Raw genomic sequence first — 23726 nt, forward strand, 5'->3', positions numbered from 1 at the left:
TCACAAACTTTACAGTGAAAGAGTGCAAGAAAAGTGGCTTAGCTATGCGATTGGCTTAATTGTTATCTTTACTTTATACAACTTAATGCCTCTCGATTTATCAATAAGCCCAGCCGAAATTTATAGCAAATGGGCTACAGGTAAAATTAATTTCATACCGTTTTATCCAGATACAGCGAATATCTCGGCTTATTTCTTTGCTGTTATCACTGATATTGCCATTTGGGCATTGATTAGCTTTTGTATGTTAAAAAGCAACAAATACAAGCATGCATCTATACTCTCTAGATGTTTGTTTGTTGCAGTATGCGTGGAGTTTTTACAACTTTTCGTGATGAGCCGTTTTACCGATATTACTGATATTTTTGCTGCATTTATAGGTGTATTCCTAACAATTCAGCTGTATACAAAACTGGAAACTAGTCTCGGGCCCAATACATCAAATAAACCTAAGCATGGCCCAATAACCTTGTTTAGCATTGAATCATGCTTAATCGTATGGTGTGTAATGTTACTATTCTTTGCCGTATATCCCTCCGATTTAATTCAAACGAAACTAGAACTTTCAATCAAATGGCAGGAGTTTTTTTCCATACCCTTGGCAACTTATTGGCAAGAAACAAGCTATGGCGCTATTACACAATTACTGCGGAAAGTCATACTTACGCTCCCCCTTGGTGTGTTGCTACTTGCTGTTAGTAATAAACACCAATTCAGCCAACGCCAGTTTTTTTTCCTAATTATCATGGGCATTGGATATATTGTCAGTCTCGAGTTAATCCAACTAGTTTTGGCAAGTAAAGTAGCTACTCTCACAGATGTTGTACTAAATCTTTTCGGATTTTTTATTGGTTTTAAATTATATAGAAAACATCAAAACAGAGCTTCCAATAACGATAAGAAATCATATTTTGAATGGATAAAGCAGAGGCATCACGTAAAGCTATCAGTCGCTTTATTGCTTGTTTATTTGCTGCTTATATTTGTCGAAGGTTTTGAAAAGACGCCTTACAACGTTAAAGAGTTATTTAACCAATACCATTACTCGATTAGTGCAGCGCTAATAACAGTAGTCATCTTTTTTACAGTTGGGTTTCCAGCAAAGTGCTTAGCTTACTTAAATTCCAAAAAGAAGCTCAACTTGTTAAGTTTAACAAGTGCACCATTTTTACATGGTGTAATTTTATATAATTTGCTTTACATCACTTTTCCTAGCGAGAGCTTACACGACATATTAGGCTACCCTGTATGGAAGAGCACTCCACACTATATTGAACTCGCTTATCGCTTCTTAGGCTTTTTTACACCCGTTTCTGCAGTATTTTTCATAACAGCAAGCCGGCTGCTTCCTACAAATTCTATATCAATTAGATCGGCGAGATGGGCATTTAATTTGGTTTTTGTCATCATCATTTTACCACTTTTCTTTTATATCGTAGTAATTCAAGCAAGTACCGATAATATAACTGAGCTGCTACATAATAACGGTTATTCAATATGCCTTGTGGGTTTTGTCGGGTATCTGTTCTTACTAATCGGTTTAAGCTTTCAATGGCTTCCACAGCACAAACCTACAAATAAAGTAATTATGTCCTTATTGGCTTTGATTACTATTGCATCCGGCTCCCTCGGCTACGTATTGATTCAGCTCGGTTTACAAGAGGCTATATTCAAATATGGCATCGTGTTTTCAGCATTACAATTTCTGTTGAGCCCATCACGAGAAGAGCTGCTGAGCGAAAAAGAAGTCATGTTTATTTTTATTAGTCTTCACTTTGCTCTGTTATTTGCTATTTACTGTATCAATTGGTCTTTATCATCAAAGCCACAACGCTTACTTAGCACGCAATCGATAAAGTGACGCAGCTACACCCAAAATAAAAAATATAACCTCATTGTACGCAACGCTGAGAGCGGCTCCAGCAACCAAGAAAACAACTATTGAGAGTTTCATGATCATGCACATCTCTCTGAGCCACAAATCGTTGTTCATGTCTTTTTCATTTTTAAGGAAAACTCTAAAGATCGCCCAAACAAGACCAAAGAACAACATGAAACCTGCAAAGCCTAAGTCGCCTAATACTTGGAAATATATACTATGAGCAACATGCCCTTTACTTGGGTATGGCGTTTCTATAAAACTAACAATATGCCAATTTGACATTAAGCCAGACCAAGTAGGTAGATATGCAATTGAATCAAATCCTCCACCAAATAATGGGCTCTTCATAGCCATTAATATAGAGAACTTCCAAGCTATCACTCGCCCCATAAAAGAGTCATCTTCTCCAGCTTCAGCGATAGAGTCCATTCTCTCAAACCAAGATGCATCCATTAAGCTTAAGCCTACAGCCCCAACAATAAAGAAGCCAAAAGCCAATGGAAGCTTTCTTTTACTTTTTACAAAGTAATACGCAGCCAATACAATCAGTCCAAGCAGGCCTCCTCTTGAGTCACTGCCAAGTATAAAAATAACACTGACTCCTACAGCGCCGAGTAAGCCCCATTTCAATTTAAAATTATCTTTGTAATTCAATACCAAAAATAAGGTCAACGGAATACAAATAAGAGTAGCAAAGGCTGAAAGGTTATTATCACTGAACGTAGATGACATTCCGTATACTACATGTCCACCACCGCTAAAAAACACTTTAAACCCTTGTTTGGCGGCTGTGGCAGTTACGGATAGAACACATGCCCACATTAGCGCTTCTATGTGCAACTTTTTGTCCACAATGAGAAAGACAAAAATAAAAAAAATCGTTGCTTTAAAGAAACGCTCCCAACTAGCCCAAACTAATATGTCGTATCCTTGATGAAACATACTAGATAAGGTAGCTAGAATAAGCAGCAACATGACGCCAACAACAATACCGTTTACCTTAACTTTTGGCTTATTCTTCATAAAGATGTAGCCAATAATAGTACAAAGTGCAAACACCAAATTCCAACGAATACTAGTAGCCATTCCATAGGCCCACGTTTGCATTGGAACAAGTGAGGTCCAAAGCCAAAGGCTCAAGCCAATAAATGGCTTACGAATAGCGAAATAAATAAGGAAAGGGAATAAACCAAGAAGGACTAAATCACGCATTTATTTAAATTTCTTCTTGTTATTGTTCAACTTCTTCTCTTCACGCTCAGCATCATCAATCTTGGCTCCCTTAAAACATAGCCAAGGCACTAAAATCATAACAATTAGAAAAATAGCATTATCGATCATTAATTAGGGCCTCAAATAATTGATTTGATCATGAAAATATTGATTAGACTGCTCTGCAAAGGAGCTTATCTCATCCCGCGGGCGTATTTTTCCATTCATGAGATTTTCCATAACTTTAATATTCTTACTTCTTCGCAACTCTATACCCGAACTACCTATCATTGAGTTACTTAAAACATTAATATCATGACTGTTATTTATATAAACAGAAGCACTTTGAGAGCAATTAACTATTACATTATCGCTCATTTCACCACCTCTGTGCTCTTGTTCGCAATTTCCTGTTGCACAAAATTCATGACCTGTACCACCTCCACCAAATGACAAACCAACTCTTTGGTCTAAAGCAGAATAGTATGGAACCCGCCAATTGCAAGCCACAAAATTTGACTTAAATACACCATTTTTACTATCCCCTTTCAAGAATGCACCGTATGTATAACTTGGCTTATTTCTATACAATCTTGAGAAGTCTGCAATAAAATTATTACTAATTGTCCAATTACTACCACCAACAACGTCAATTGGAGTTACTGGTGCTTTAGTTTCTCGAGTCCAGTGGTTATAAAAGCGGTTATTATCGACTAAAACTTGGTCAGGGAAGTGGCGAGTAGAACTGTCAATTGAAAAAGCGGAACCATTCGCTTTAATGGCTGCATTAAAATTAACAAAATCATTACCAATAATTTGTAAATCATCAGCGTCTCCAAAAATGTGCAGAGCATGTTCGCAGCTACTGTCAGCATCACAAGTTCCTTCGAACACCAAATTACTGACAATCCAGTTTTTATGAGTAATTTGCATCCCAACTGCGCGACTTACTTTTATAACTGCTTTTTTATAATTTTCACTACTCAAAATTATTGGTAGCAGGCTTTTAAACGAATAATTAGGACGCCCTAACCTCAATGGCGCCCCTGTTATTATATATTCGCCGTCAGCCAAAACAATAACATCACCGGGAATAGCCGATTCAATTGCTTCTCGAAGCTCTTTGGTGTTAGACACTAAGCGAAGGTCACCTACACTTATGTGAGCAGTGTTATAGTGAGTTTCGAATACCTCAGTAATTTGCTCATTTGATACTCTTGGATATTCAGGTAAATAGCCCGCGAACGACTTCATAGTCACTAACATTCGACGCTTTAGTCCCGTGTTTTTGTGAATGTTCATCGCTGTGTATTTCTGAATATTTTGTTTAAAAATATACAACTCGGCATGCCCTACCCTAATGACAATAACCCATGCCACTACTAATAGAATAACTAGAGCAAAAACCTTTTTAATCATTGAAACACTCTTAAGCGTAATGCTCTGATTTCGCTATTTTTTGGCAAGTCACTTTCGTGCAAACCAGCTTCCAATCTGTTTGTAAAATAAAGGTTACTCGAATCACTCGCTAGAACACTTTCTGTAAATCGTCCAACAAAAACATTGTCGTAAATTTTCACCTTAAAGTCAGGGATGTTTTTGCGTTCAAGTAATAAAGTATTGCCGTTTGCTCGCTCACCAATAAAAATAGTGTTAGCTACTTCTACAATATGATTACGCTGACGCCCTAAAGACTCTAAGGCGTAGCCGATTATTTGCCCATTAACAGTATTAACGCCTTGATAAATCACTGAGTTTTTAATGTAGAGCTCACCGCCGTTGGGAATGTCAATTGAACGGCTGTCATCACCTGTACCAGAGTCAATCACAACATTGTCTAGTCTTGTCACTTTTGAGCGACTTTTAATCGCATGACCTTGGTCTTTGGTATTCTTAAACGTACTATGCTTGATATCTAGGAGCTCACCGCTAGTATATAAACCATGAGCTTGTCCATTCTTACCTAAATGTTCAAACAAACTAAACTTTACGTAAATTGCACCGCCAACACTGCCGCCTTGAAGCAGACCCTGTTCTGAATGATGGAAGTGGACATTTGAAAGAGTTAATTTACCACCTTCATGTCTAACGCATGCGCCATTCTTACTTTGAACTTTAACGCCACTGCATTCTATTGACTCAAGCACAACATTATTAGATGTGATAACGAAAGTACCCTTCCCCTCAACCACAGCACCTTTGAAGTGTGTTTTATTACCAACGAGAGTAACGTTATCGTGATTTATTTTCATCCCTTCTGTGTAAGTACCAGGGCCGAAAAAAATCGTACTACCAGCCTTAACTTTCTTGCTTGCTTCAGCTATGTCAAAAAATGAATAACCATCGACAATGATTTCACCAACTACAGGACCAATTTGACCTTTAGCAGTAAAACTTACTAATGACTGAGATAAAACTAAAAAAACGAAAAGTTTGAATACATTCATCATTTTTCCTTTTTGAAAGATGCAAAAAAATCACATTGCCTATCTGAAGTCTCTTTCCAATCAAAAGACTCTGCATACTCTCTAACAGCTGTTCGTTGTGTTTCTTGAGCAAACAAAATCAAAATTTGTTCTCGAATCGAATCAACACTGCGCTCACACAAACGCCCTACCTGATCACTCTGCACAACCTCAGGCGTTCCCCAAACATCAGTCGCCACAACGGGACAACCACTCGCCATGCTTTCTAGTAAGACATTTGCCCAACCTTCTCGACTGGAAGCTAATACGCTGCAGTCCGCGGCTTTAAACCACTCGTTCACTTCTGGTTGACGCAATGCCCCTGTCAACCTTACACGATCTTGTATATTTAGTTTTTTGGCGAGCGCTTCTAACGCCTGCATCTCAGGCCCATCGCCTACAATCACTAGTGTAGTATCTGGTAAGTTAGCAATAGCTTCCATAGTCAAATGATGCCCTTTGCGCTCGACTAAACCGCCAACTGAAACCACTAGATCGCCTTTAATTCCTAACTCCGCTTTCAAGGCTTTTTGTTCGTCATTATCTGACCACGTAAATAGCTCTAAATCGACCCCATTGCGCAAAACTGAGGTTTTCTCTGGTGCAGCCCCTAAAGCGACCATTTCATCTTTCAGGGCTTGGCAAACTGCAAAGTTATATACGGATTCTTCAAACACCTTTAAAACCATCTTCTTCGCCAATGGATTTTCTGGAATAAGGTTAATGTCTGTGCCTCTAGCAGTACAGCAAAATGGTAAACCGACAGTTTTAGCGGCCTTTGCAATCGCAACGCCGTCTGGGAAAAAGTAGTGACCATCAATTAGTTTGAACGATTCGTTTTCACTTGCCTTTCTTAATATCAGCTTTTTTAGACTACGTTTTAAAGCCCAAGCTAGCGTGAAAGGTGCTAAAAACATGCCTAGCTTGGGGATCACTAGGTATCGCGGGTGCAATACTTCAATTCCGTTATCAATTCGCTTCGCTGGGATTTCAGAGAAACTTGCGAACTTTCCCAACAACGATGAAGAAAAGAAAAACCAAGGAACCGGGGCAATAACAACGGGTTTGATATCGGGGTGATGTTTTACCAAGTGCATCAAGCGAGTACGCACGAAAATGCCATGCTTGTGATCAACAGGGTTAGGGTAAAGTGTGGATATCGTTATAATATTCATCGTTACTTTTTCAATAATCCTTCATAAACCGGTAAATAATTACTCACCGACACCTTCCAATTCCTCACCTCTTTCACAAAACGCAAACCTTCATCTAGAACTGCTTCGTGCGTTTTACTCGAAATATCGATAATTTTAGCGGCGAGCTCTTTTTCATCGTCCGCGGTAAACAAATACCCGTTTTGTCCGTCTTCAATCAATTCTTTGTGACCGCCCACATCCGAGGCTAATACAAGCTTCTGTTGAGCCATTGCTTCTAAAGGCTTTAATGGTGTCACTAATTCAGTAAGACGCATGGATTTGCGAGGGAATACCAACAAGTCGACTAGGTCATAGTAGTTGGCTACTTCGGCGTGAGGTACTCTGCCAGTAAAGATAATTTTATCTTCAACCTTGAGTTCTCTCGCGAGTGCCTTTAACTTCGCGTCTTCTGGTCCGCCACCGACTAATAACAAACTATACGGTTTCTCCGCTTTTGCTAAATTTTGCATGGCTCTGACCAGAATATCTAGGCCCTCATAAGCGTAAAATGAACCGATGAAGCCCAAAACGTATGCATCACCCATGCTTAACTTATCACGCAGTGCTTGTTTGGCCGCTTCATCTGGCGTTCTGTGAATGAATTTATCTAGTTCAACAGCATTCGGAATAAGAGTTATTTTACTATCTGCCACGCCTCGGCTTATCAAATCGTCTTTTAAGCCCTGGCATATAACAGTAACCGCGTTTGCATTCTTAACGACGTTGCTTTCCATAGCGCGAGTTAACTTGTAACGTAAATCACCTTCTTTACAGGTGCCATGATCAACTGCGGCATCTTCCCAAAATGCTCTGATTTCGTACACGAAAGGAATGCCGAACTTTTTCGCCGCCCAATTCGCCGCCACACCGTTCAGCGCTGGAGAATGCGCGTGAATAATATCGGGCTTTTCACGTTCAATAACGTCAACTAAAGACTTTTTCAAACTTGAAATAATAGACCATTGATTAAGTAAGGGCAGTTGGCTAGCAGAGCCCGTAGGTACTTTGCTTCGATAAAAAACGAGCTCATCCACAGTTTCAGGGTTACTGCTAAAAGTACCTTGTTTGGCGCTGGTTAAGTGCACAGTTTCAATACCAAAGCCATGTTGCTGCTCTAATATAGCCTTAGTTCTAAATGTGTAACCACTATGCAGCGGAATGGAGTGGTCTAACACATGCAATACTTTCACATTTAATCCTTACTTGAATCTTCTAATAAATTCACATTAACGCTAACGAAATGATTTAAACCAGAGCCTTGAGCAACAAGCTCTTAATATTACTTTCTTAATACAGTGCTCTTAACAATAAGCCGATAGTGATAAGCCATTAGTAAAAACCGCTTACCAATGAACCTTATTTTTCTGCACAAACTGGGAAAACATAAAAACGGTCCATAACTCAGCACTAAAGTCGCGTTTATTTTTTATATGAGCTTGAAACATGGTATTTAGTTGCTTGCTATCAAATATATCTAGGGCGAGTAATTTGGGTTCGTTTATTGCGTTAAGCAACTTATCTTTTAAAGGCCCACGCAACCACTCTGCCAAAGGAATACTAAAACCCATTTTCTCACGATACAAATTATCATGTGGCAAGTGCGGCTCTAATGCCTTCTTGAATAACGCTTTACCGTTCGAACCTTCAACATTTTGCTCGGTCTGCAAACTAAAATAACTATCAATAAACTCATGATCGAGCATAGGCACACGCACTTCCAAACTATTGGCCATACTAGCACGGTCTACTTTTACCAAGATATCACTGGGCATCCAGGTTTTAAAATCCAGGTACTGCGCTTCTTTTACAGGGCAGTTAAACGACTTTGTTTGCAGCGCATCAACAAAGACTTGCTCTGAATTGTAACCCTCTAGCTTTTGCTGAAAATCACGTGAATAGAGTTTTTTGCGCTCGTCTTCTCGAATTTTACTTACGCTATTCAAATACCCTTTCCAGCTGCTCATCGCTAATGATTGAAAAGTGGTTTTCGCTCTTAAAAAGCGCGGAGCCCAATCTGCTTTGGGATAAATAATCGATAACGGTTTAAAAATGAGCTCACGGATGATACTGGGTATTTTCGAACGCACTTTTTCTTCGTTTTTGTGTAATTTATAGCGCCTATAACCCGCAAACAATTCATCCCCGGCATCACCCGATAAGCAAACGGTCACGTACTTACGCGCAACTTCGCATACTTTAAATGTTGGCAGTGCGGAGCTGTCGGCAAAGGGTTCATCATACATGTCGATTAGCTGGTCGATTAGACCGAAATCATCATGACTCACAATATCAAGGTGGTGATCGGTGTTGTATTTGTCGGCAACAGCTTGGGCGAACTCTGATTCATTGAACTCCGGCACATCAAAACCAATAGAACAGCTGGTCACTTTTTTATCGGGGTTAAGCTGCGCCATAGCCGCAACCACCCCACTAGAATCAACGCCACCAGATAGAAATGCACCTAAAGGCACCTCTGACATCATGCGCTGGCTAACTTTTTGTTTAAAGTCGGTGTAAAGGGTTTCAGCATTGCCTGTTTTACTACTGCTAGTATCCGCAATATCCCAGTATTTATGCTGACTTAACCCTGTGGCACTTGTTGTTTCAGCTATTTGAAACTGCATGAAGTGCGCTGGCTGAAGCTTACTAACATGTTTAAAGATGGAGCGAGTTTCAGGCACGTAGCCAAAAGTTAAATAATCTTCAACGGCCTGTGGTGAGAGCGTTTGATCAAACTCAGGGTGGGCTTGCAGTACTTTTAATTCGGATGAGAATAGAAAATTATTATTAACCACAGTGTAGAAGAACGGTTTTTCACCTATGCGATCACGCGCAATAAACACAGACTGCTTGGCTTTATCGTACAATACGAAAGCAAACATACCATTAAAGTGTTGAAGACAATCTGTGCCCCACTCTTGATAAGCATGAATAATAGTTTCGGTATCACTATGCGTTTTGAATACGTAGCCTTTTTGCTGAAGCACGGCATTAATATCTAAAAAATTATATATTTCACCGTTAAACACGATCACAATATTCTTGTCATCGCTGAACATGGGTTGCTGCCCACTCGACACATCGATAATAGAGAGTCGACGGTGCGCTAATCCAATGCCCTGGTCAAAATAATAACCTTCAGCATCAGGCCCTCTGTGAGCCTGAGTTCGGTTCATTGTCTTTAGCAAGGATTCATCGATGTTGTCGATGCCTGACAACGAAATAAAGCCGCTAATGCCGCACATGAGCTAATCCTTGTTGATAAAGCGCTAAATATTGATTCATCATAGTACGCTGACTAAATCTCTCTTCTACTAATTGTTGAGATGCTTTTTGCATATCTGAAAATACAGGGCCAAATTCACCTTCCGCTTGGTAGCGATCGAACATCAATAATAAACCTTCACTTAAGGCCTCTGCCGATTTCGCTTCCACCAAAATAGCTTGTTCTTTGCTAGTTACTTCAGGAATGCCGCCCACTTTTGTACTTACCACCGGCAGGCCACTCGCCATCGCTTCTAACATTGTCATTGGCACACCTTCGGCGTCGGATGACATAACAAATACGTCTACACTCTTATACACTGCAGGCATATCATGACGCTCGCCCCACATCTCTATATTATCCTGATATGAAGCAGAGATTATCTGCTGTTCTAGTGCATCTTTTAAAGGACCTTTGCCGACAATCACGAGTTTACTTTCAGCTTTAAACTTCTCGTTCTGTTCGCAGGCTAGAATATAACTCTCAATCAAGTTTTTTTGATTCTTGATTGCTTGAAGCCTGCCGACATGTCCGAATATTAGTTTCTTATTTTCGCTTGAATTCGTTTGCTCTTTATCAACTGCTGGCTTGTACTGATTTGTGTCGACGCCATTTAAGATCAACTGGCACTTTTCACTGGACAAGCCAACCACGCTAATTAACCACTGATGTAAGTCATCACTTACTGAAACTATCTTATGAACAAAAGGCGCCACTAACTTACGCAAAATCTGATATTTTTTATTAGTGCCGTCTGGATCATGAACGTCTCTGCCATGCTCCGCATGCAAGCGAAACGGTACTCTCGCCAATGCTGCCATAGTTTGAAATTCTAAACTCGCCAAATTGTAAGAGTGCAAAATATCTGGCTTTTCTTGCTTGAGCAATGAATAAAACTGCTTAAACGTAGCCCAGCTTTGGCCTTCTGGCTTGTTCAGCGCGATCATCTTTACAGGCTTTGCAAGTTGAGCAACGAACTCCGGTGAATAATTAGAGAGCGTTACAATAGTATGCTCAAAATTATCGGGCAAACTCGCAATACAGTTTGCAATAATACGCTCTAAACCACCAACATCGAAGCTGTAGACAAGATGCATCAACTTGATTTTGGGTGCATTGCCAAGCAATTCACCTTCAGGCTGCAGTGGTTCAGAAGGCATTTATCCCTTACTCACTCTTATGCTATACATTAATACTCTAAGCCTTCAATCGCGGCTTCCATTGCGTTTATTTTCGCTTCTCGCGTAGGTAAGCTGTTATCAACTTGAACGGCAATAAAGCTTCCTGCACCATGCTGACCCGCCAGCTTACTCACGGTTTGATTTATCTTAGTTGGGATCGCGCTTGCTGTTCGTTTGCCATCTACCTCGAACCAATAAACTAAAGAAATGCTGTTACCTCTAACATCCACTAGGTCGATGAGGTTAACTTGGCCTTTCGATGTCATCTCTCTATCGATTGTTTTACGAGTATACACATCAATATTGTAGTAGCGGCTCAAGCCACTCACCAACTCATGCTCATCATTATCGAAGTAATACTTGGCGATATACAGTGGTGTTTTACCGTTTCGAGACGCATAAATGCCTGACCATTCCTCGTGAGGATTGGTTAGATCAGGTTGCCAAGCAAATTCTCTTGGAGTGAAAGCGGTACTTGAATTGTAAGTGTCCGACAAGCTATTTGTATGAGCAGGAGGTGTTGAATTCACGAAAACCGCCGTATACAAACCAAGTCCAGCAAACACGATAAGAGACATGACTAAGTTTCTTACCGACATTAGCGTAACAGAGCCAGTCGCTTCTTCTTCGTTTTTAATAAAATGCGTGTTCTCGCGTCCTATTTGACCTATTCCAAAAAGTATTAATAAAACGAAGGCAAAGAAAAACCAGCCATATACCAAATGGTCGGCACCCGTGGCATGCTCCATATCCGATAAGTAACCGATAACCACGATACCAAACGCGCGAATTCCGTTAGCTAAGATCGGCACAATGAGTGATGCACAAACAAAAGCAACAATTTTCCAGCGTGTTTTGTAATTAAGGTAAGCGAATAAGGTGCCTAAGGCAAAGGAGGCAATCAGGAAGCGAATACCAGCGCAAGCTTCAGCAACCAAAAAGGTGCCGTTTGGTACGTATAAATACAATCCTTCACGATATATTGGTATCCCTACCAATTGCAGCATTTCAACCGTCAAATAAGCGGTGATGTCCTGCAAAGCTGGAACGAGTTCGTCACCAAAAGGAATAGTAAAGCCAAGGAAGAATAAAGGAAAAGCGAAGCGATAAACAAATTCGTTACCAAAACATAACCACACAATAAGCACTAAGGATAGATAAGCACTCGCATGAGTAAATAGATTGATACCAAGCAGTTCGCTGAACATATTGATAATTTGGACAAGGAATAAGGCTAGCAACACCCAGTAGTTGGGTTGTAGTTTCACATGGGCGAACTCTTCTTTTCGCTCGTAAAATAAATAAAGCACGACTGGCACAATAAAAAAGCAATGTTTGTAGGTTTCAGACGAGCCCCACACTTCTACCATACTAATCAAAGTAGAATAGTAAAGTACGAACCAAACCCCAACAAACAAAGCGAATTGGATAATAATATTGCGATTTTTACTATTTTCACTCATCAACCTGTTACTCCGTTAAGCAAGTCTGTAAATTTATGCATTTCACTTTCCCAAGAAAAGTGTTCAATAACAAAAGCCCTATTTTGTTGGCTAACTACGATACCTTGTTCAAGCAAGTCAGTGATTAGTTTAGCCATTGCTGATGCGTCGTCCTGAACTTGATAATCTGCGGTGCTTGGCTTATTGATTCCTTCTGCCGCCATGCTCGATAAAACGATGGGTTTTGCCATCGATAACGCTTCTAAAACTTTATTCTGAGTGCCACGCGCGATTTGTAGTGGCGCAATCGACAATTTCGTTTGCTCGATATAAGGCCGCACATCCTCTACTCGTCCAGTTACAGTGATGTTTTGTTTGCCATTCAGAGCTTGAACTTTCGATGTGGGGTTTGAGCCAACAATATAAAAATGTGCATCTGGTTTTGCGGCGAGTACCAATGGCCAAACATTATCTGTAAACCAAATAACGGCATTCACGTTAGCCCAATAGTCCATCGCCCCGGTAAAAACGATGCTATTCTCTGAGATACTCTCAACCTTCTTAAAATCACTTTTAGGGTCGAAGTAGCTTGTATCTACGCCGTTCCTAACACCAGAAACTTTATCTTTTAGATTGTCTGCAAGCATGGTTTTGAACATACCTGCTTCATCATCCGAAACGAATGTACTGGCATCAAACGTCTCGGTCATCTGCACTTCATAATCTTGTAAAAGTCGTGCTTCGCGATTGTAAAACCAGGCTTTGATCCCGCTTTTTTCTGAGGCGTATTGACGCCATTTATCAGAGTCAACATCAACGAAATCAAGTACGGTATGCCTTAACTGGCTTAAATGCTGCTCTACAAATTGCGCCATTGCCGCTGAAAATACTAACACCCGTTGGATCTGGTTTTGGCTGATAGTTTCGTTCGTCCATTTTTGCATTTCTGCGCTTGAGTAATACGGCAAGGTAATTGCTTTATTGCTTAAAAAGCCTTGCAAACCTTTTACCTTGCACAGCAATTTATTCTGTTGAATGCACTTTACGCTTTTGCAAAACTGTAATAATTCAGGTTCAAAGCCTATATCTTCATGGTCATCGATAAAGCAGCCCAAATGGATATCAAAGTCTTTGCTGAGTTCCTTCATCATATTGTAAGAACGTATTTTATCGCCCTTGTTCGGCGGAAATGGAATACGATGAACGAGAAATAATAAGGCAGGCTTCATTTCGATATCGTCCATGTTATCACCTTACGCTACATATTTAGAAAGGAAAGGGCCAATAATTTGTGACACTTTCAAAGGTAACTTTTGCCAGGTATTAATTAGCAACTGATATTTAGGGTTGTTCGGGCTTAAATTGGGTAACTCGCTCGCCTTCACTAAATGATAGTAATGGTATAGTGGCTTAGGCTCTATGCCCCAAGTGCGCTTATATTTATAGGCGCCTGAATCGTTTTTACTGCGCCCGAAATCAAATAAAGTGCAGCCTTTTTTGGCGGCATGACACATTAGCTGATAATACATATGGTCATTACTTTTCGCACCGCGAGCAGAGGCTAAACCACCGCCATAATAGGGCATTACTGTATTTTTGTAGTAAAAACTCATGACACTAGACAATGCTTGATTGTCGTGAGAAACCGTTAGAATATCGACCTGATCTTTAAATTCATCAAGGAGTAAACTAAACAGTTTCTTGGAGAATACTGGCGTTCCTAAATTCCGAACGCTGGTTGAGTAAATTTGATATAAAGTGTCAATATCTTGATCAACGACCGTTGTTAGTTCGTTCTTTAAGGAGTGTCGAACAACCGCTCGTTGCTTCTTTTTAATGGCGAGCAAAATATCGTCGTCATTATCTTTTAATTCTGTTTCAAAATAACTATGTACCGACTTTTCTTCAAAGCCCTGGCTTTGCAATTCAGCTTGTTCAGATTGATATCGAAGCTCAAGGTAATCTACTCCTAGCTTTTGGGCTAAGTGACACGCTTCTTGCTCAAGGGCATTTTTAACTTCAATTGAGTTTGCGATGGCGCCGCCGTACATACAAAATGGCGTAGAACAAAGTTGATGCCCGAATAAAAAGCTTTTTACTTCAAATAATGGCAAAAGGCCATCGACGTGGCCTTCTTCGTTCAAACTAAGTAGATAATGTGGTTTATGCCCACTAGAGCCTTGAATAACACGACGCCAACCAAACAAATGGCAAAAACTACCTAGCTCATGGTTTTCAACAAACGCATTCCAGTTTTGAGCATCGTCTTGTGTTGCTATTCTGATCATCTATACCGTTATTCCGTTATTCTGTAATTCCGTTAATCAGCGATTATTTTATACCGTAAACTTCAGCCATCGTTGACCATTCGTAGTCGGTAATAAGTTTGACTAACTTCTTCTCCATCGCATGCAAATTAACATAATGACGCAGCTTTGACTTAAACGGCGCACCTTCAACTCGTGGTTGTTTGGCGTCAATTTCCCATGGATGAAAGTAGAAGTTATACGGTTCTGTGGTACTTTCCATGTATCTTTTTATACGTCGGTTTGATAACCAATAAGGATACAAGCGAAAATACCCACCACCACCTATACCAGTGTTCTTGCCCTTACTGACTATGGTGGGCACTGGAATTTCGATAATGCCTTCTTTGCGCAAATGTTTGAACCGGGGCCAATCGGGCACGCCATATAGGTCATGTTCAATTGGGTAGGTACTTGAACTGTATTTAAAACCCAATTCCAGCAGTATATCGAACACCCATTCATTGGTTTTGTTGATAGAAAAGCTTGGGGCTCTGTAGCCAAGTAATGCTTTGCCTGAAACTTGTTCTAGCTTGTCTTTACTTACACGAATATCTTCAAACACTTCATCTCGACTCATCGTTGTTGTACGACGGTGGTTTGAACCATGACTGGCTAATTCATGCCCTTCATCAACGATGCGCTTAACCACATCCGGACAATGTTCTGCAACCCAACCTAGCGTAAAGAACGTGCCCTTAATGCCGTGTTCGTTGAATAAATCGATTAAACGATGAGTATTGTCACCCACTCTAGGTGTGATGTTTGACCAATCAGACGGCGAAATAACCGACTCAAACGCAGAAACGTGAAAGTAGTCCTCTACATCCACAGTCATTGCATTTAATCGTTTAATGTTAGACGACATGTTTATTTCCCCTGTTCGATAATCGAGTTAACAGATTCGCGTGTTAACAATTATCGACCTTTTCCAAATAGAACAACTTCGACAGTTCTGATCAGTATTAATATGTCTAACAACAAACTCTGATGCTTAACGTAATATAAATCAAATTTTAGCTTTTCTAGCGAGTCTTTCACGCTAGCACCATAAGGGTAGTTCAACTGCGCCCAGCCCGCTAAACCAGGTTTTACATTGTGGCGCTGATTGAAATACGGCACTTCTTTCACTAACTGCTGCACAAACTCGGGACGTTCGGGTCTTGGCCCAATAAAAGACATTTCGCCTTTTATCACGTTCAGCAATTGTGGTAATTCATCAATACGATATTTGCGGATGAAGTTACCAATAGTGGTAACACGATTATCGTTTTTCGTTGCCCATTTCGCTCCATCCTTTTCAGCATCAGGACGCATACTTCTGAACTTCAAAATTTTGAATAACTTACCATCTTTTCCAACGCGCTCTTGTTTGTAGAACACTGATGCGCCGGTTCGGAAACCATCATCGATATAAATGATGATTGCTGTAATGAGCATAAATGGCCATGCAAAAAACATCACAAAAGTGGCCAAGGTGATGTTAAGAAGATAATCCACTGACTCTCTTAAGTAATTCTGTGAATGGAAGCCGTTCGAGTAAATTACCCAACTAGGATACATGAGATCAACCACGATTTGACCGCGCTCACGCTCCATGAAATCGAGCAAATCCGTGACTTCTATGCCACGAAGGCGGCAATCAAATAAAACTGAAACAGGTAATGTGCCGCGTCTTTGATCGCAGGCAACAATCACTTCTTCAATATCGTTATCGCTTAAAAATTGTCTAAAAGATTCATCTACTTTCACGTGAATGATTTTTTCTCGTTGCACGCCGTTTTGACGATCATCACCCGGAATAGGCACAAAGCCGACTAACTCAAAGCCCAATCGGTCTACATCACGGCGCATTCTGGTTTCGATAATAGATGCTCTAACGCCCGCACCCAAAATTAATATGCGCGAACTGCTTAAGCCCATTAGGCCCAATCTATTCGTGAAGTAACGGAAAAATACCAAAGTTACAATATTGAAACATATCGCTGTTGGCAAAAAGTAGGCGTGTAAATTAAGTTGTGAAAACATCGCACTCGTTATAATTTCAACAACGAAGTAACTTAAAACTAAGCTAACGAATATACGTCTAATTATGCCTCGGAATGTTTCACGAAGCTTCGTTTCATATAATCCAACGGATAGAGAGCAAACTAAAATAACAATCATCAGCAAAAATATATTAATTGCTAATGCTTCAGAGTTGGGTTTTGGTGTTAATTGAAGACTTACCAAAACAAAGCTAGCGATATAGCTAACATATGACACCAGGACTGCTTCCGTGAGCACTAATGCGGTCGAACGTTTATTTTGTCTTTTGTTAGAAGAGGCCATAACTTCCCTATATCAATGCACTTTTACACAAACTCGCGTTTAAACGTATGATAATTGATTTATTTAAGATAAACTTACATTATTTCGCCGAGCATTATAATAGGTTTCGCGCTCGGGTAAATGACTGATTTATGATTTGTGATAAACTTTGTGAATATAACCAGTATAAGTGAAGGAAGTTTAGGGATGAAAAAAGCGCGTCAATTGGGTATTACAGCACTACTTTTTGCCACGTTTGTTATAACAGGATGTAGTGTTAACAAATTACCAGAAGCTACTACTCGAGCATCATTAACAACCAATGTGAATGACTACCAATATTTAATTGGCCCTGGTGACAGTTTAACCATCTTCGTATGGCGAAATCCAGAAATCTCAGGTAATTTTATTGTTCGTCCAGATGGTAAAGTCACTACCTCTTTAGTTGAAGACGTCGAAGTTTCTGGCAGAACGCCAACGATGCTCGCTCGACAGCTTGAAGAACAACTCGCTACTTATATTAATAATCCAAGAGTCACAGTGAGCGTTGGCCGCTTTCAAGGCCCTTTTAGTGAGCAAGTTCGCGTAATTGGTGAAGCCACTAACCCCAGCGCCATTAATTATACTGAAAATATGACCCTCCTCGACCTCATGATTGCTGTTGGTGGCTTAACGGAATTTGCCAGCGGTAATAATGCTAAATTAGTACGTGTTATTGACGGTCAGCAAACTACATATGAGATTAATATCGAATCATTGATCAAGGATGGCGATATAACGCAGAATATTGATATGCTGCCTGGCGACATTATTATTATTCCAGAAGCTTGGTTTTAGTCTAAAATTTAGAGAAGTTTATACATGCAAGATTTAGAACAAACCATTCAGATGGTACTCGACTTTATCCGAGGGATATGGATAAAGAAACGATATGTGATGATATGCTCATGGCTGATATGCCCTATCGGTTTTTTTTGGGTTGCAACACTCCCTGATGTGTATGAATCGGATGCGCAGGTTTATGTTGATACGCGTTCTGTACTGAAGCAAATTATTTCAGGGCTCGCTTTTGGTACTAATCCTGAGCAAGAAGTTCAGATGATGGCGAAGACGCTGAAAAGTCGTTCTAATATCGAAACAATTGCTAGAGAGGCAGACCTCGATATAACAGCAAAAACAGATGAAGAATATAACCGTTTAATCTCAGATTTAACGAGTGATATCACTTTACGAGGCACTAGCAGGGATAATATTTATACTATTTCCTATGCAAATCGAAGTCCTGAAATGGCTAGAACAGTCGTGCAAGAAACGCTTGACCTATTTGTTGAAGGCTCACTCGGCGATTCAAGACGCGGCGTCGATACAACTACTCGGTTCCTTGATGAACAAATTGCCGAGTATGAAGCAAGATTGGCAGAAGCTGAACAACGTAGGGTCGACTTTAAACGACAATACGACGAAATTTTGCCTGGTGAAGGTTCTTTTTATAACAATTTACAGAACCTGAAAAGCCAGTTAGAAACAACCGAGTTAAGCATGAAGGAAACTCAACAGCAAATTAACGCAATGAGTGGTCAAACTCGCCAAGCACAAAAAGCTGCAGATGGTTTTGGTGTTCGAGGTGGCGAGCAAGTGCTTACGACCCGTTATGATGACCGTATCTTGGGTTTGGAAGGACGCTTAGACGAATTAAAACTGCGTTTTACTGAAAAGCACCCTGACGTAATAGAAACCCAGAATTTGTTAGACGCTTTGAAAGAGCAGCGTGAGAAAGAAATTCAGGCTTATATGGCACAAGATACTGGCGATGGTTCTCCGTCAATGCTAACAGAAAGCGACCGTCAGTTAAGACTTGAGATTACTCGTTTGGAAGGTCAACTTGCATCACTCAACGTTCGTAAAAAAGATACAGAAAGAAAGATCGCTGATCTACAATCTAAAATCGATTTAGTGCCTCAGATAGAAGCAGAGGCAACTGCCTTAAACCGTGATTATAACATCATGAAGCAAAAGTTTGAGGAACTGCTGTCAAGGCGTGAGTCAAACGATTTATCGCGCAGAGCCGACAATACAGCGGACGATTTACAATTTAGAATTATTCGTCCGCCATTAATTGCGGATGAACCAAGCGGTCCTAAACGAATATTATTCTACACCGGTATTTTATTTGTTGGATTCGGGTTCGGCGTTGCTATCGCTTTTCTAATGAGCATGATCAAGCCTGTCTTAGTGCGTGGTCAACAATTATCTGATATCACCGGCTTTCCAATTTGGGGGGTTGTAGGTCACTTAGATATTGTTAACATTAAGAAGCGTAATAAAATGCGCGTCTTAATATTCTCTTTGTCTTCAGGCGCTATCGTAATGCTTTATGCAATGCTAGTTGTGATAGATATTATGAACATTGATTTGGCGAGTAAGTTTATATTATGAGTAATACTATAGAAAAGGCCCTACTTCGCCAAAAAGAAGCTGAACGTCTCAAGAAAGAAGCAGAAGAACCGAGTGCTGAAATAAGTAACGAGATTGAATCGAATGCGACTATCTCCGATACTCCGCAAGTAGAAGAAATACAATCGGCTGAAAGTAAGAAAAATAAAGAACCAAATTCTGAAAAGCAAGTAGAAACTGCTTTAGTAAATGATGACGAAGAAGAGAGTGGTGAAGCTCAATTTACCTCGCAACGCTTTGATATTGATATTGTTGATTTAGAAAGCCGCGGATTTGTTTCACTACACAGTACTCGTAGTCAAATTAACGAAGAATACCGTGAAATTAAACGTAAACTTCTAGCAAATGCTTTTGGGGCCATGTCTCGCACTTTAACTAACCCTAATATCATCATGGTAACAAGTGCACGACCTAGTGAGGGTAAAACCTTCACTGCGGTAAATTTGGCGCTGAGTATTGCAGCGGAGCAAGATAAGCGTGTGTTATTAGTTGACGCCGATGTATTAAAACCAAATACACTGAGAACATTAGGCTTGCGCGAACGCTCAGGTTTAATGGAGTATTTGTTGGGAGATGTAAAACATATTGGCGAAGTAATGTTTCGTTCAAACATCGAAAAACTACGTGTTATTCCAGCAGGTCGTTCGCATCACTTATCAACTGAATTGTTAGCGAGTGGTGCAATGCATGAGCTAATCACCGAATTCTCAACACGTTACGCTGATCGCGTAGTGATAATCGATACCCCCCCTATTATAGGTATCAACGAATCTGCTGTGCTAGCTAACTTTGCTGGTCAAGCAGTTGTCGTAGTTGAAGAAGGCCGTTCAAAGCTCTCAGATATTGAAAAAGCAGTTGAGCGACTCAACCCAGACATGGCTATTGGCTTTGTCGTGAATAAGTCACTGAATAGTTCTGAGCAAACCGGCTACTATGGTTATCATTATTACGGTAGTGATCGGGAAGGCGAAGAAGAGCCAGCTCCAAAAGCATAAGCAAAGCAACAAAAGGAAGAGTGAGCAGATGCAGTTTAAAAGGAAGCCATTAGCGACAGCCATACTAGCTAGTACGCCCCTATTTATAATGTTTTCGAGCCAGCACTCTTTCGCCAATGAATTGGATTGGACGCTTGGTATCGATAATGAAGCTGTTTATCAGGATGTATATTCGGAAGAACGACGTCAATCGACAAATTCGACTAACTTAATATTACGTCCTCAATTATCACTTAACTACAAATCGAAGCGCTTCAATGGTTTTTGGAGAGCAACACACAATCACGTTCGTCGCAGTTTAGAGGAAGCAGATGTCACCAGTAACTACACAAACTTTGCCTATGGTGGCAGTTTTGCAGCCGTTGAGAATTTACTCACATTTACCGCAAGCGGTGCATTAAACTATCAATCTCGGGCTACAGTTGGCTATTTAGTTGATGATTTTTTGCTAAACGCAGATAACCTCACAAAAACACGATCCAACCGATTTGGTGCCGATTTCACACTTCCCAGAGGTGATTACTTTGGTCACACAACGAAAATTAATTACTCGATTACAGAAAGTGAAAAACGCGAAAATTCACTTAATCAGCTAAATAGCGACGTGTTTAGCATTGCGACCAGCACATTTACTGGAGACAACTTTGAACGCCTCAGTGCTCAGATACAAAGCGACTTCAGCGTTTCAGATCGCAGTGTAAACGGTGATTATACTAACAGACGCATTAATGGTGATTTATCTTATCGCATTATTAGCGATTTCGGCCTAATAGTTGTTGCTAGTCACGAAGCAAACCAAGTAGAGTCAGACAATGAGACCTTCTCAAAATTTCGAGAATACAACACTGTTGGTGCTGGTTTTATGTGGCGAGAATCTCAAAACAAACGCATCACGCTCACTTGGAACCGAGCACAAGATGAAGCCATAGAAGAAGATGAAGATAACAAAGGCTACTTGGGCCTGGACGCAAATTGGCAATTTACACCTCGCACACAAATGAGCGCCGGTTATACCCGTCGTTTCTTTGGTGAAAGCGGTAACTTTAGTTTTCAACACAGAATTAAAAAACTCCGAACCCAAATCAGATATAGTGAGGAAGTTACAAGTTTCTCTCGGCTTATTGCAGAGCCCAGTAATTTAGGTGTTTTCGTTTGTACAGACGGTCTTGTGGAGTTGTCAGCGTGCTTTCAACCAAGCTCACTTAATTACCGACTTCAACCTAACGAACAGTTCATCCAATTTAACTCCCAAAATTCAGAGATTAATGACGAACTTATTTTAAGAAAGGGGCTTTCGTGGGAGTTGGGTACGGAGCTTCGTAGAACTAAATTGTCATTGAATGGAGGTTATTCTACTAATGAATATTTGGAATCTGACCGCCTATCACGCACTTACTCTGCAGGCACATCAGTTGCGTTTATGATTGGCCCGAAAACAAATATCAGTTGGACAGCTAATGCTTCGCACACCGATAATATTCTGGCTGGAGAATCAGGTGAGTCAGAAGTTTTAACTACCAAGTTAAGTTTGAGCCGACCTATTGGCCGATATTTCGATTTATCATTGGACTTTAGATATTTACAACGTGAAACTGAAGGACGGACAGTAGGAAATGTAGGTTCACTAGGTTTTACTGGTGATATTAAAGACCGCCGAGTATCGCTTAACCTGAAGTATAGACTTTCAAAGTAAGTCTCACGCTGGTTTGCGTCATATTTGCTCCCCCTTCCGTCTTATTTGCTCCCCCTTCCGTCTTATTTGCTTCCCCTTCCGTCATATCTGCGAAGGCAGATATCTCCTAAAACATCACCTGGAATTAAAGACATAATGCGATATAGGAAGGAGATTCTTGCCTTCGCAAGAATGACGAGGAGGGTTGAGGATTCTTGCCTGCGCAAGAATGACGGTTGTTCTAAAAAGATCTCCAGGGTGTGGTAAAGATGAGCTCTACTACTCATCATCCCCTTTCAAACGCACATAAGCCTGATACTTCTTCTTCAAAATCTTATCAATATACTGAGTAAGCTTAATCTTATGCTTTAAAGCGTCGTCTAAAGCATCTACGAGCTCATTTAGCATATCTTTATAATACTGTGCTTCATGAATTTCCGTACCTCTAGCAGTGAATCTAGTACCGCCTGAGTCAGCGGCGAAAGTTTCATCTCTTCCAGGCATAGCGTTATCCGGCACAAACATTTCAGACTTCACTTCTTCTATCACAATAGCAACTTGCTCTTCTTCAAAGTGCTTCACCTCTTCAAGAAATCCATACAATAATATACGGTCCATCAAGGTATTCATTCTTCTTGGAACACCGCGAGAAAAATTGTGAATAGCAGCAAAGGCTTCATCACTGAACAAACCGTCGCCTTCATATCCAGCATGATTTAGTCGAAACTCAATATACTCCCTCGCTTCTTCCGCATTCAATGGCGCCAAATGACAAGATGCAACAATACGCTGTCGAAACTGCTCCATGTTAGGTGCACGAAGTATAGGTTGCAGCTCATCTTGCCCTAACAAAAAGCTTTGTAACAAAGGCTTACCGGCTTTTTGGAAGTTAGACAACATACGCAATTCTTCGATAGTTTCCAAAGGCAGGTTTTGCGCCTCGTCCACTAAAAGCAACGCACGTTTACCCTGCTCTGATAATTTATTTAAGAAACGTTCAAGGTCTTCAAGAATCTCGGTTTTACTTTTACCTGCAACATCAATATCGAACTTAGATGCAACCATTTTAACGATTTCATCTGGTGACAACTTAGGTGTAACGATTTGTGCAGCGAAAATATCTTCTTCAAGACTATCTAACAAGCTATTTGCAATGGTCGTTTTACCGGTACCGATATCGCCAGTGATAACAATAAAGCCCTCAGCTTGCGACAATCCATATTGTAAATAAGACATAGCACGCTTATGTAATTTACTGGCATAGAAGAAGGCTGGATCAGGGGTTAGCTGAAAAGGCTTGGAATTGAGTCCGTAATAACTTTCGTACATGTTCTGTTGTCTGTCCT

18 protein-coding genes are annotated in these 23726 nt (G+C 40.4%); 5 read left to right on the top strand and 13 right to left on the bottom strand.

The genetic code is table 11. From position 1 onward, the window contains the following. Nucleotides 1-22 precede the first annotated feature (22 nt). A complete protein-coding gene (locus tag ACKLNX_RS08415; protein ID WP_412972070.1) occupies nt 23-1861 on the top strand; it encodes a VanZ family protein in 1839 nt (612 codons plus the stop codon). Here ACKLNX_RS08415 and ACKLNX_RS08420 read toward each other — a convergent pair. The 12 genes from ACKLNX_RS08420 to ACKLNX_RS08475 all read right to left on the bottom strand — a co-directional run bounded on the left by ACKLNX_RS08420 (nt 1835) and on the right by ACKLNX_RS08475 (nt 17280). Further along, the gene (locus ACKLNX_RS08420; protein ID WP_412972002.1) at nt 1835-3094 is read right to left on the bottom strand and encodes a putative O-glycosylation ligase, exosortase A system-associated; all 1260 of its coding nucleotides are present in this window, start codon (nt 3092-3094) and stop codon (nt 1835-1837) included. The genes ACKLNX_RS08415 and ACKLNX_RS08420 overlap by 27 nt on opposite strands. Nucleotides 3095-3226: 132 nt before the next feature. Next, nucleotides 3227-4231 (bottom strand): hypothetical protein, encoded by a 1005-nt coding sequence (locus ACKLNX_RS08425; RefSeq protein WP_412972003.1) that lies wholly within the window; start codon nt 4229-4231, stop codon nt 3227-3229. A gap of 278 nt (nt 4232-4509) precedes the next feature. Next, nucleotides 4510-5544, bottom strand: a complete 1035-nt coding sequence (locus tag ACKLNX_RS08430; RefSeq protein ID WP_412972004.1) for a hypothetical protein — start codon at nt 5542-5544, stop codon at nt 4510-4512. Further along, entirely contained in the window at nt 5541-6734 is a 1194-nt protein-coding gene (locus ACKLNX_RS08435) for a glycosyltransferase (RefSeq protein WP_412972005.1), read from the bottom strand. The genes ACKLNX_RS08430 and ACKLNX_RS08435 overlap by 4 nt, the downstream gene beginning before the upstream one ends. Nucleotides 6735-6736: 2 nt before the next feature. Beyond that, complete coding sequence (locus ACKLNX_RS08440) at nt 6737-7945, bottom strand: TIGR04063 family PEP-CTERM/XrtA system glycosyltransferase (RefSeq protein WP_412972006.1); 1209 nt, start codon at nt 7943-7945, stop codon at nt 6737-6739. Between the two features lie 153 nt (nt 7946-8098). Next, on the bottom strand, nt 8099-10000 hold the full coding sequence (locus tag ACKLNX_RS08445) for an XrtA/PEP-CTERM system amidotransferase (protein WP_412972007.1): 1902 nt from the start codon (nt 9998-10000) through the stop codon (nt 8099-8101). Next, nucleotides 9987-11180 (bottom strand): glycosyltransferase, encoded by a 1194-nt coding sequence (locus tag ACKLNX_RS08450; protein WP_412972008.1) that lies wholly within the window; start codon nt 11178-11180, stop codon nt 9987-9989. The genes ACKLNX_RS08445 and ACKLNX_RS08450 overlap by 14 nt, the downstream gene beginning before the upstream one ends. A 29-nt stretch (nt 11181-11209) precedes the next feature. Continuing rightward, nucleotides 11210-12664 (bottom strand): exosortase A, encoded by a 1455-nt coding sequence (gene xrtA, locus ACKLNX_RS08455; RefSeq protein WP_412972009.1) that lies wholly within the window; start codon nt 12662-12664, stop codon nt 11210-11212. Further along, nucleotides 12664-13887: a TIGR03087 family PEP-CTERM/XrtA system glycosyltransferase gene (locus ACKLNX_RS08460; protein ID WP_412972010.1), complete on the bottom strand. Its 1224-nt coding sequence runs from the start codon at nt 13885-13887 to the stop codon at nt 12664-12666. Before ACKLNX_RS08460 ends, xrtA begins: the two co-directional genes overlap by 1 nt. A 9-nt stretch (nt 13888-13896) precedes the next feature. Next, a complete protein-coding gene (locus ACKLNX_RS08465) occupies nt 13897-14931 on the bottom strand; it encodes a FemAB family XrtA/PEP-CTERM system-associated protein (protein WP_412972011.1) in 1035 nt (344 codons plus the stop codon). A 43-nt stretch (nt 14932-14974) separates the two neighbouring features. Then, entirely contained in the window at nt 14975-15817 is an 843-nt protein-coding gene (locus tag ACKLNX_RS08470; protein WP_412972012.1) for an XrtA system polysaccharide deacetylase, read from the bottom strand. 50 nt (nt 15818-15867) lie between these two features. Then, nucleotides 15868-17280, bottom strand: a complete 1413-nt coding sequence (locus ACKLNX_RS08475; protein WP_411693007.1) for a TIGR03013 family XrtA/PEP-CTERM system glycosyltransferase — start codon at nt 17278-17280, stop codon at nt 15868-15870. Nucleotides 17281-17466: 186 nt separating this feature from the next. Here ACKLNX_RS08475 and ACKLNX_RS08480 point away from each other — a divergent pair, with 186 nt between their 5' ends. Genes ACKLNX_RS08480 through ACKLNX_RS08495 form a run of 4 tightly spaced genes read left to right on the top strand, consistent with a single transcriptional unit; the run spans nt 17467 to nt 22401 of the window. After that, nucleotides 17467-18096, top strand: a complete 630-nt coding sequence (locus ACKLNX_RS08480) for an XrtA/PEP-CTERM system exopolysaccharide export protein (RefSeq protein ID WP_412972013.1) — start codon at nt 17467-17469, stop codon at nt 18094-18096. Between the two features lie 24 nt (nt 18097-18120). Beyond that, a complete protein-coding gene (locus tag ACKLNX_RS08485; protein ID WP_412972014.1) occupies nt 18121-19695 on the top strand; it encodes an XrtA system polysaccharide chain length determinant in 1575 nt (524 codons plus the stop codon). Further along, a complete protein-coding gene (locus tag ACKLNX_RS08490; RefSeq protein ID WP_412972015.1) occupies nt 19692-20708 on the top strand; it encodes an XrtA-associated tyrosine autokinase in 1017 nt (338 codons plus the stop codon). The genes ACKLNX_RS08485 and ACKLNX_RS08490 overlap by 4 nt, the downstream gene beginning before the upstream one ends. 28 nt (nt 20709-20736) lie before the next feature. Beyond that, a complete protein-coding gene (locus tag ACKLNX_RS08495; RefSeq protein ID WP_412972016.1) occupies nt 20737-22401 on the top strand; it encodes a TIGR03016 family PEP-CTERM system-associated outer membrane protein in 1665 nt (554 codons plus the stop codon). Nucleotides 22402-22659: 258 nt separating this feature from the next. On the opposite strand, the gene ACKLNX_RS08500 is transcribed toward ACKLNX_RS08495, so the two are convergent. Beyond that, the gene (locus ACKLNX_RS08500; protein WP_412972017.1) at nt 22660-23709 is read right to left on the bottom strand and encodes an XrtA/PEP-CTERM system-associated ATPase; all 1050 of its coding nucleotides are present in this window, start codon (nt 23707-23709) and stop codon (nt 22660-22662) included. Nucleotides 23710-23726: the final 17 nt, after the last annotated feature.

This window comes from Glaciecola sp. MF2-115 (genome assembly GCF_047250385.1).
Lineage (GTDB): Bacteria > Pseudomonadota > Gammaproteobacteria > Enterobacterales > Alteromonadaceae > Glaciecola.

What these genes read in the sequence shown, in the direction of transcription:
- ACKLNX_RS08460 (WP_412972010.1), bottom strand. Translation starts at nt 13,887, where the DNA reads ATGGACGATATCGAAATGAAGCCTGCCTTATTATTTCTCGTTCATCGT.
- ACKLNX_RS08475 (WP_411693007.1), bottom strand. Translation starts at nt 17,280, where the DNA reads ATGGCCTCTTCTAACAAAAGACAAAATAAACGTTCGACCGCATTAGTG.
- ACKLNX_RS08470 (WP_412972012.1), bottom strand. Translation starts at nt 15,817, where the DNA reads ATGTCGTCTAACATTAAACGATTAAATGCAATGACTGTGGATGTAGAG.
- ACKLNX_RS08465 (WP_412972011.1), bottom strand. Translation starts at nt 14,931, where the DNA reads ATGATCAGAATAGCAACACAAGACGATGCTCAAAACTGGAATGCGTTT.
- ACKLNX_RS08450 (WP_412972008.1), bottom strand. Translation starts at nt 11,180, where the DNA reads ATGCCTTCTGAACCACTGCAGCCTGAAGGTGAATTGCTTGGCAATGCA.
- ACKLNX_RS08445 (WP_412972007.1), bottom strand. Translation starts at nt 10,000, where the DNA reads ATGTGCGGCATTAGCGGCTTTATTTCGTTGTCAGGCATCGACAACATC.
- ACKLNX_RS08500 (WP_412972017.1), bottom strand. Translation starts at nt 23,709, where the DNA reads ATGTACGAAAGTTATTACGGACTCAATTCCAAGCCTTTTCAGCTAACC.
- ACKLNX_RS08490 (WP_412972015.1), top strand. Translation starts at nt 19,692, where the DNA reads ATGAGTAATACTATAGAAAAGGCCCTACTTCGCCAAAAAGAAGCTGAA.
- ACKLNX_RS08430 (WP_412972004.1), bottom strand. Translation starts at nt 5,544, where the DNA reads ATGATGAATGTATTCAAACTTTTCGTTTTTTTAGTTTTATCTCAGTCA.
- ACKLNX_RS08480 (WP_412972013.1), top strand. Translation starts at nt 17,467, where the DNA reads ATGAAAAAAGCGCGTCAATTGGGTATTACAGCACTACTTTTTGCCACG.
- ACKLNX_RS08420 (WP_412972002.1), bottom strand. Translation starts at nt 3,094, where the DNA reads ATGCGTGATTTAGTCCTTCTTGGTTTATTCCCTTTCCTTATTTATTTC.
- ACKLNX_RS08485 (WP_412972014.1), top strand. Translation starts at nt 18,121, where the DNA reads ATGCAAGATTTAGAACAAACCATTCAGATGGTACTCGACTTTATCCGA.
- ACKLNX_RS08435 (WP_412972005.1), bottom strand. Translation starts at nt 6,734, where the DNA reads ATGAATATTATAACGATATCCACACTTTACCCTAACCCTGTTGATCAC.
- ACKLNX_RS08495 (WP_412972016.1), top strand. Translation starts at nt 20,737, where the DNA reads ATGCAGTTTAAAAGGAAGCCATTAGCGACAGCCATACTAGCTAGTACG.
- xrtA (WP_412972009.1), bottom strand. Translation starts at nt 12,664, where the DNA reads ATGAGTGAAAATAGTAAAAATCGCAATATTATTATCCAATTCGCTTTG.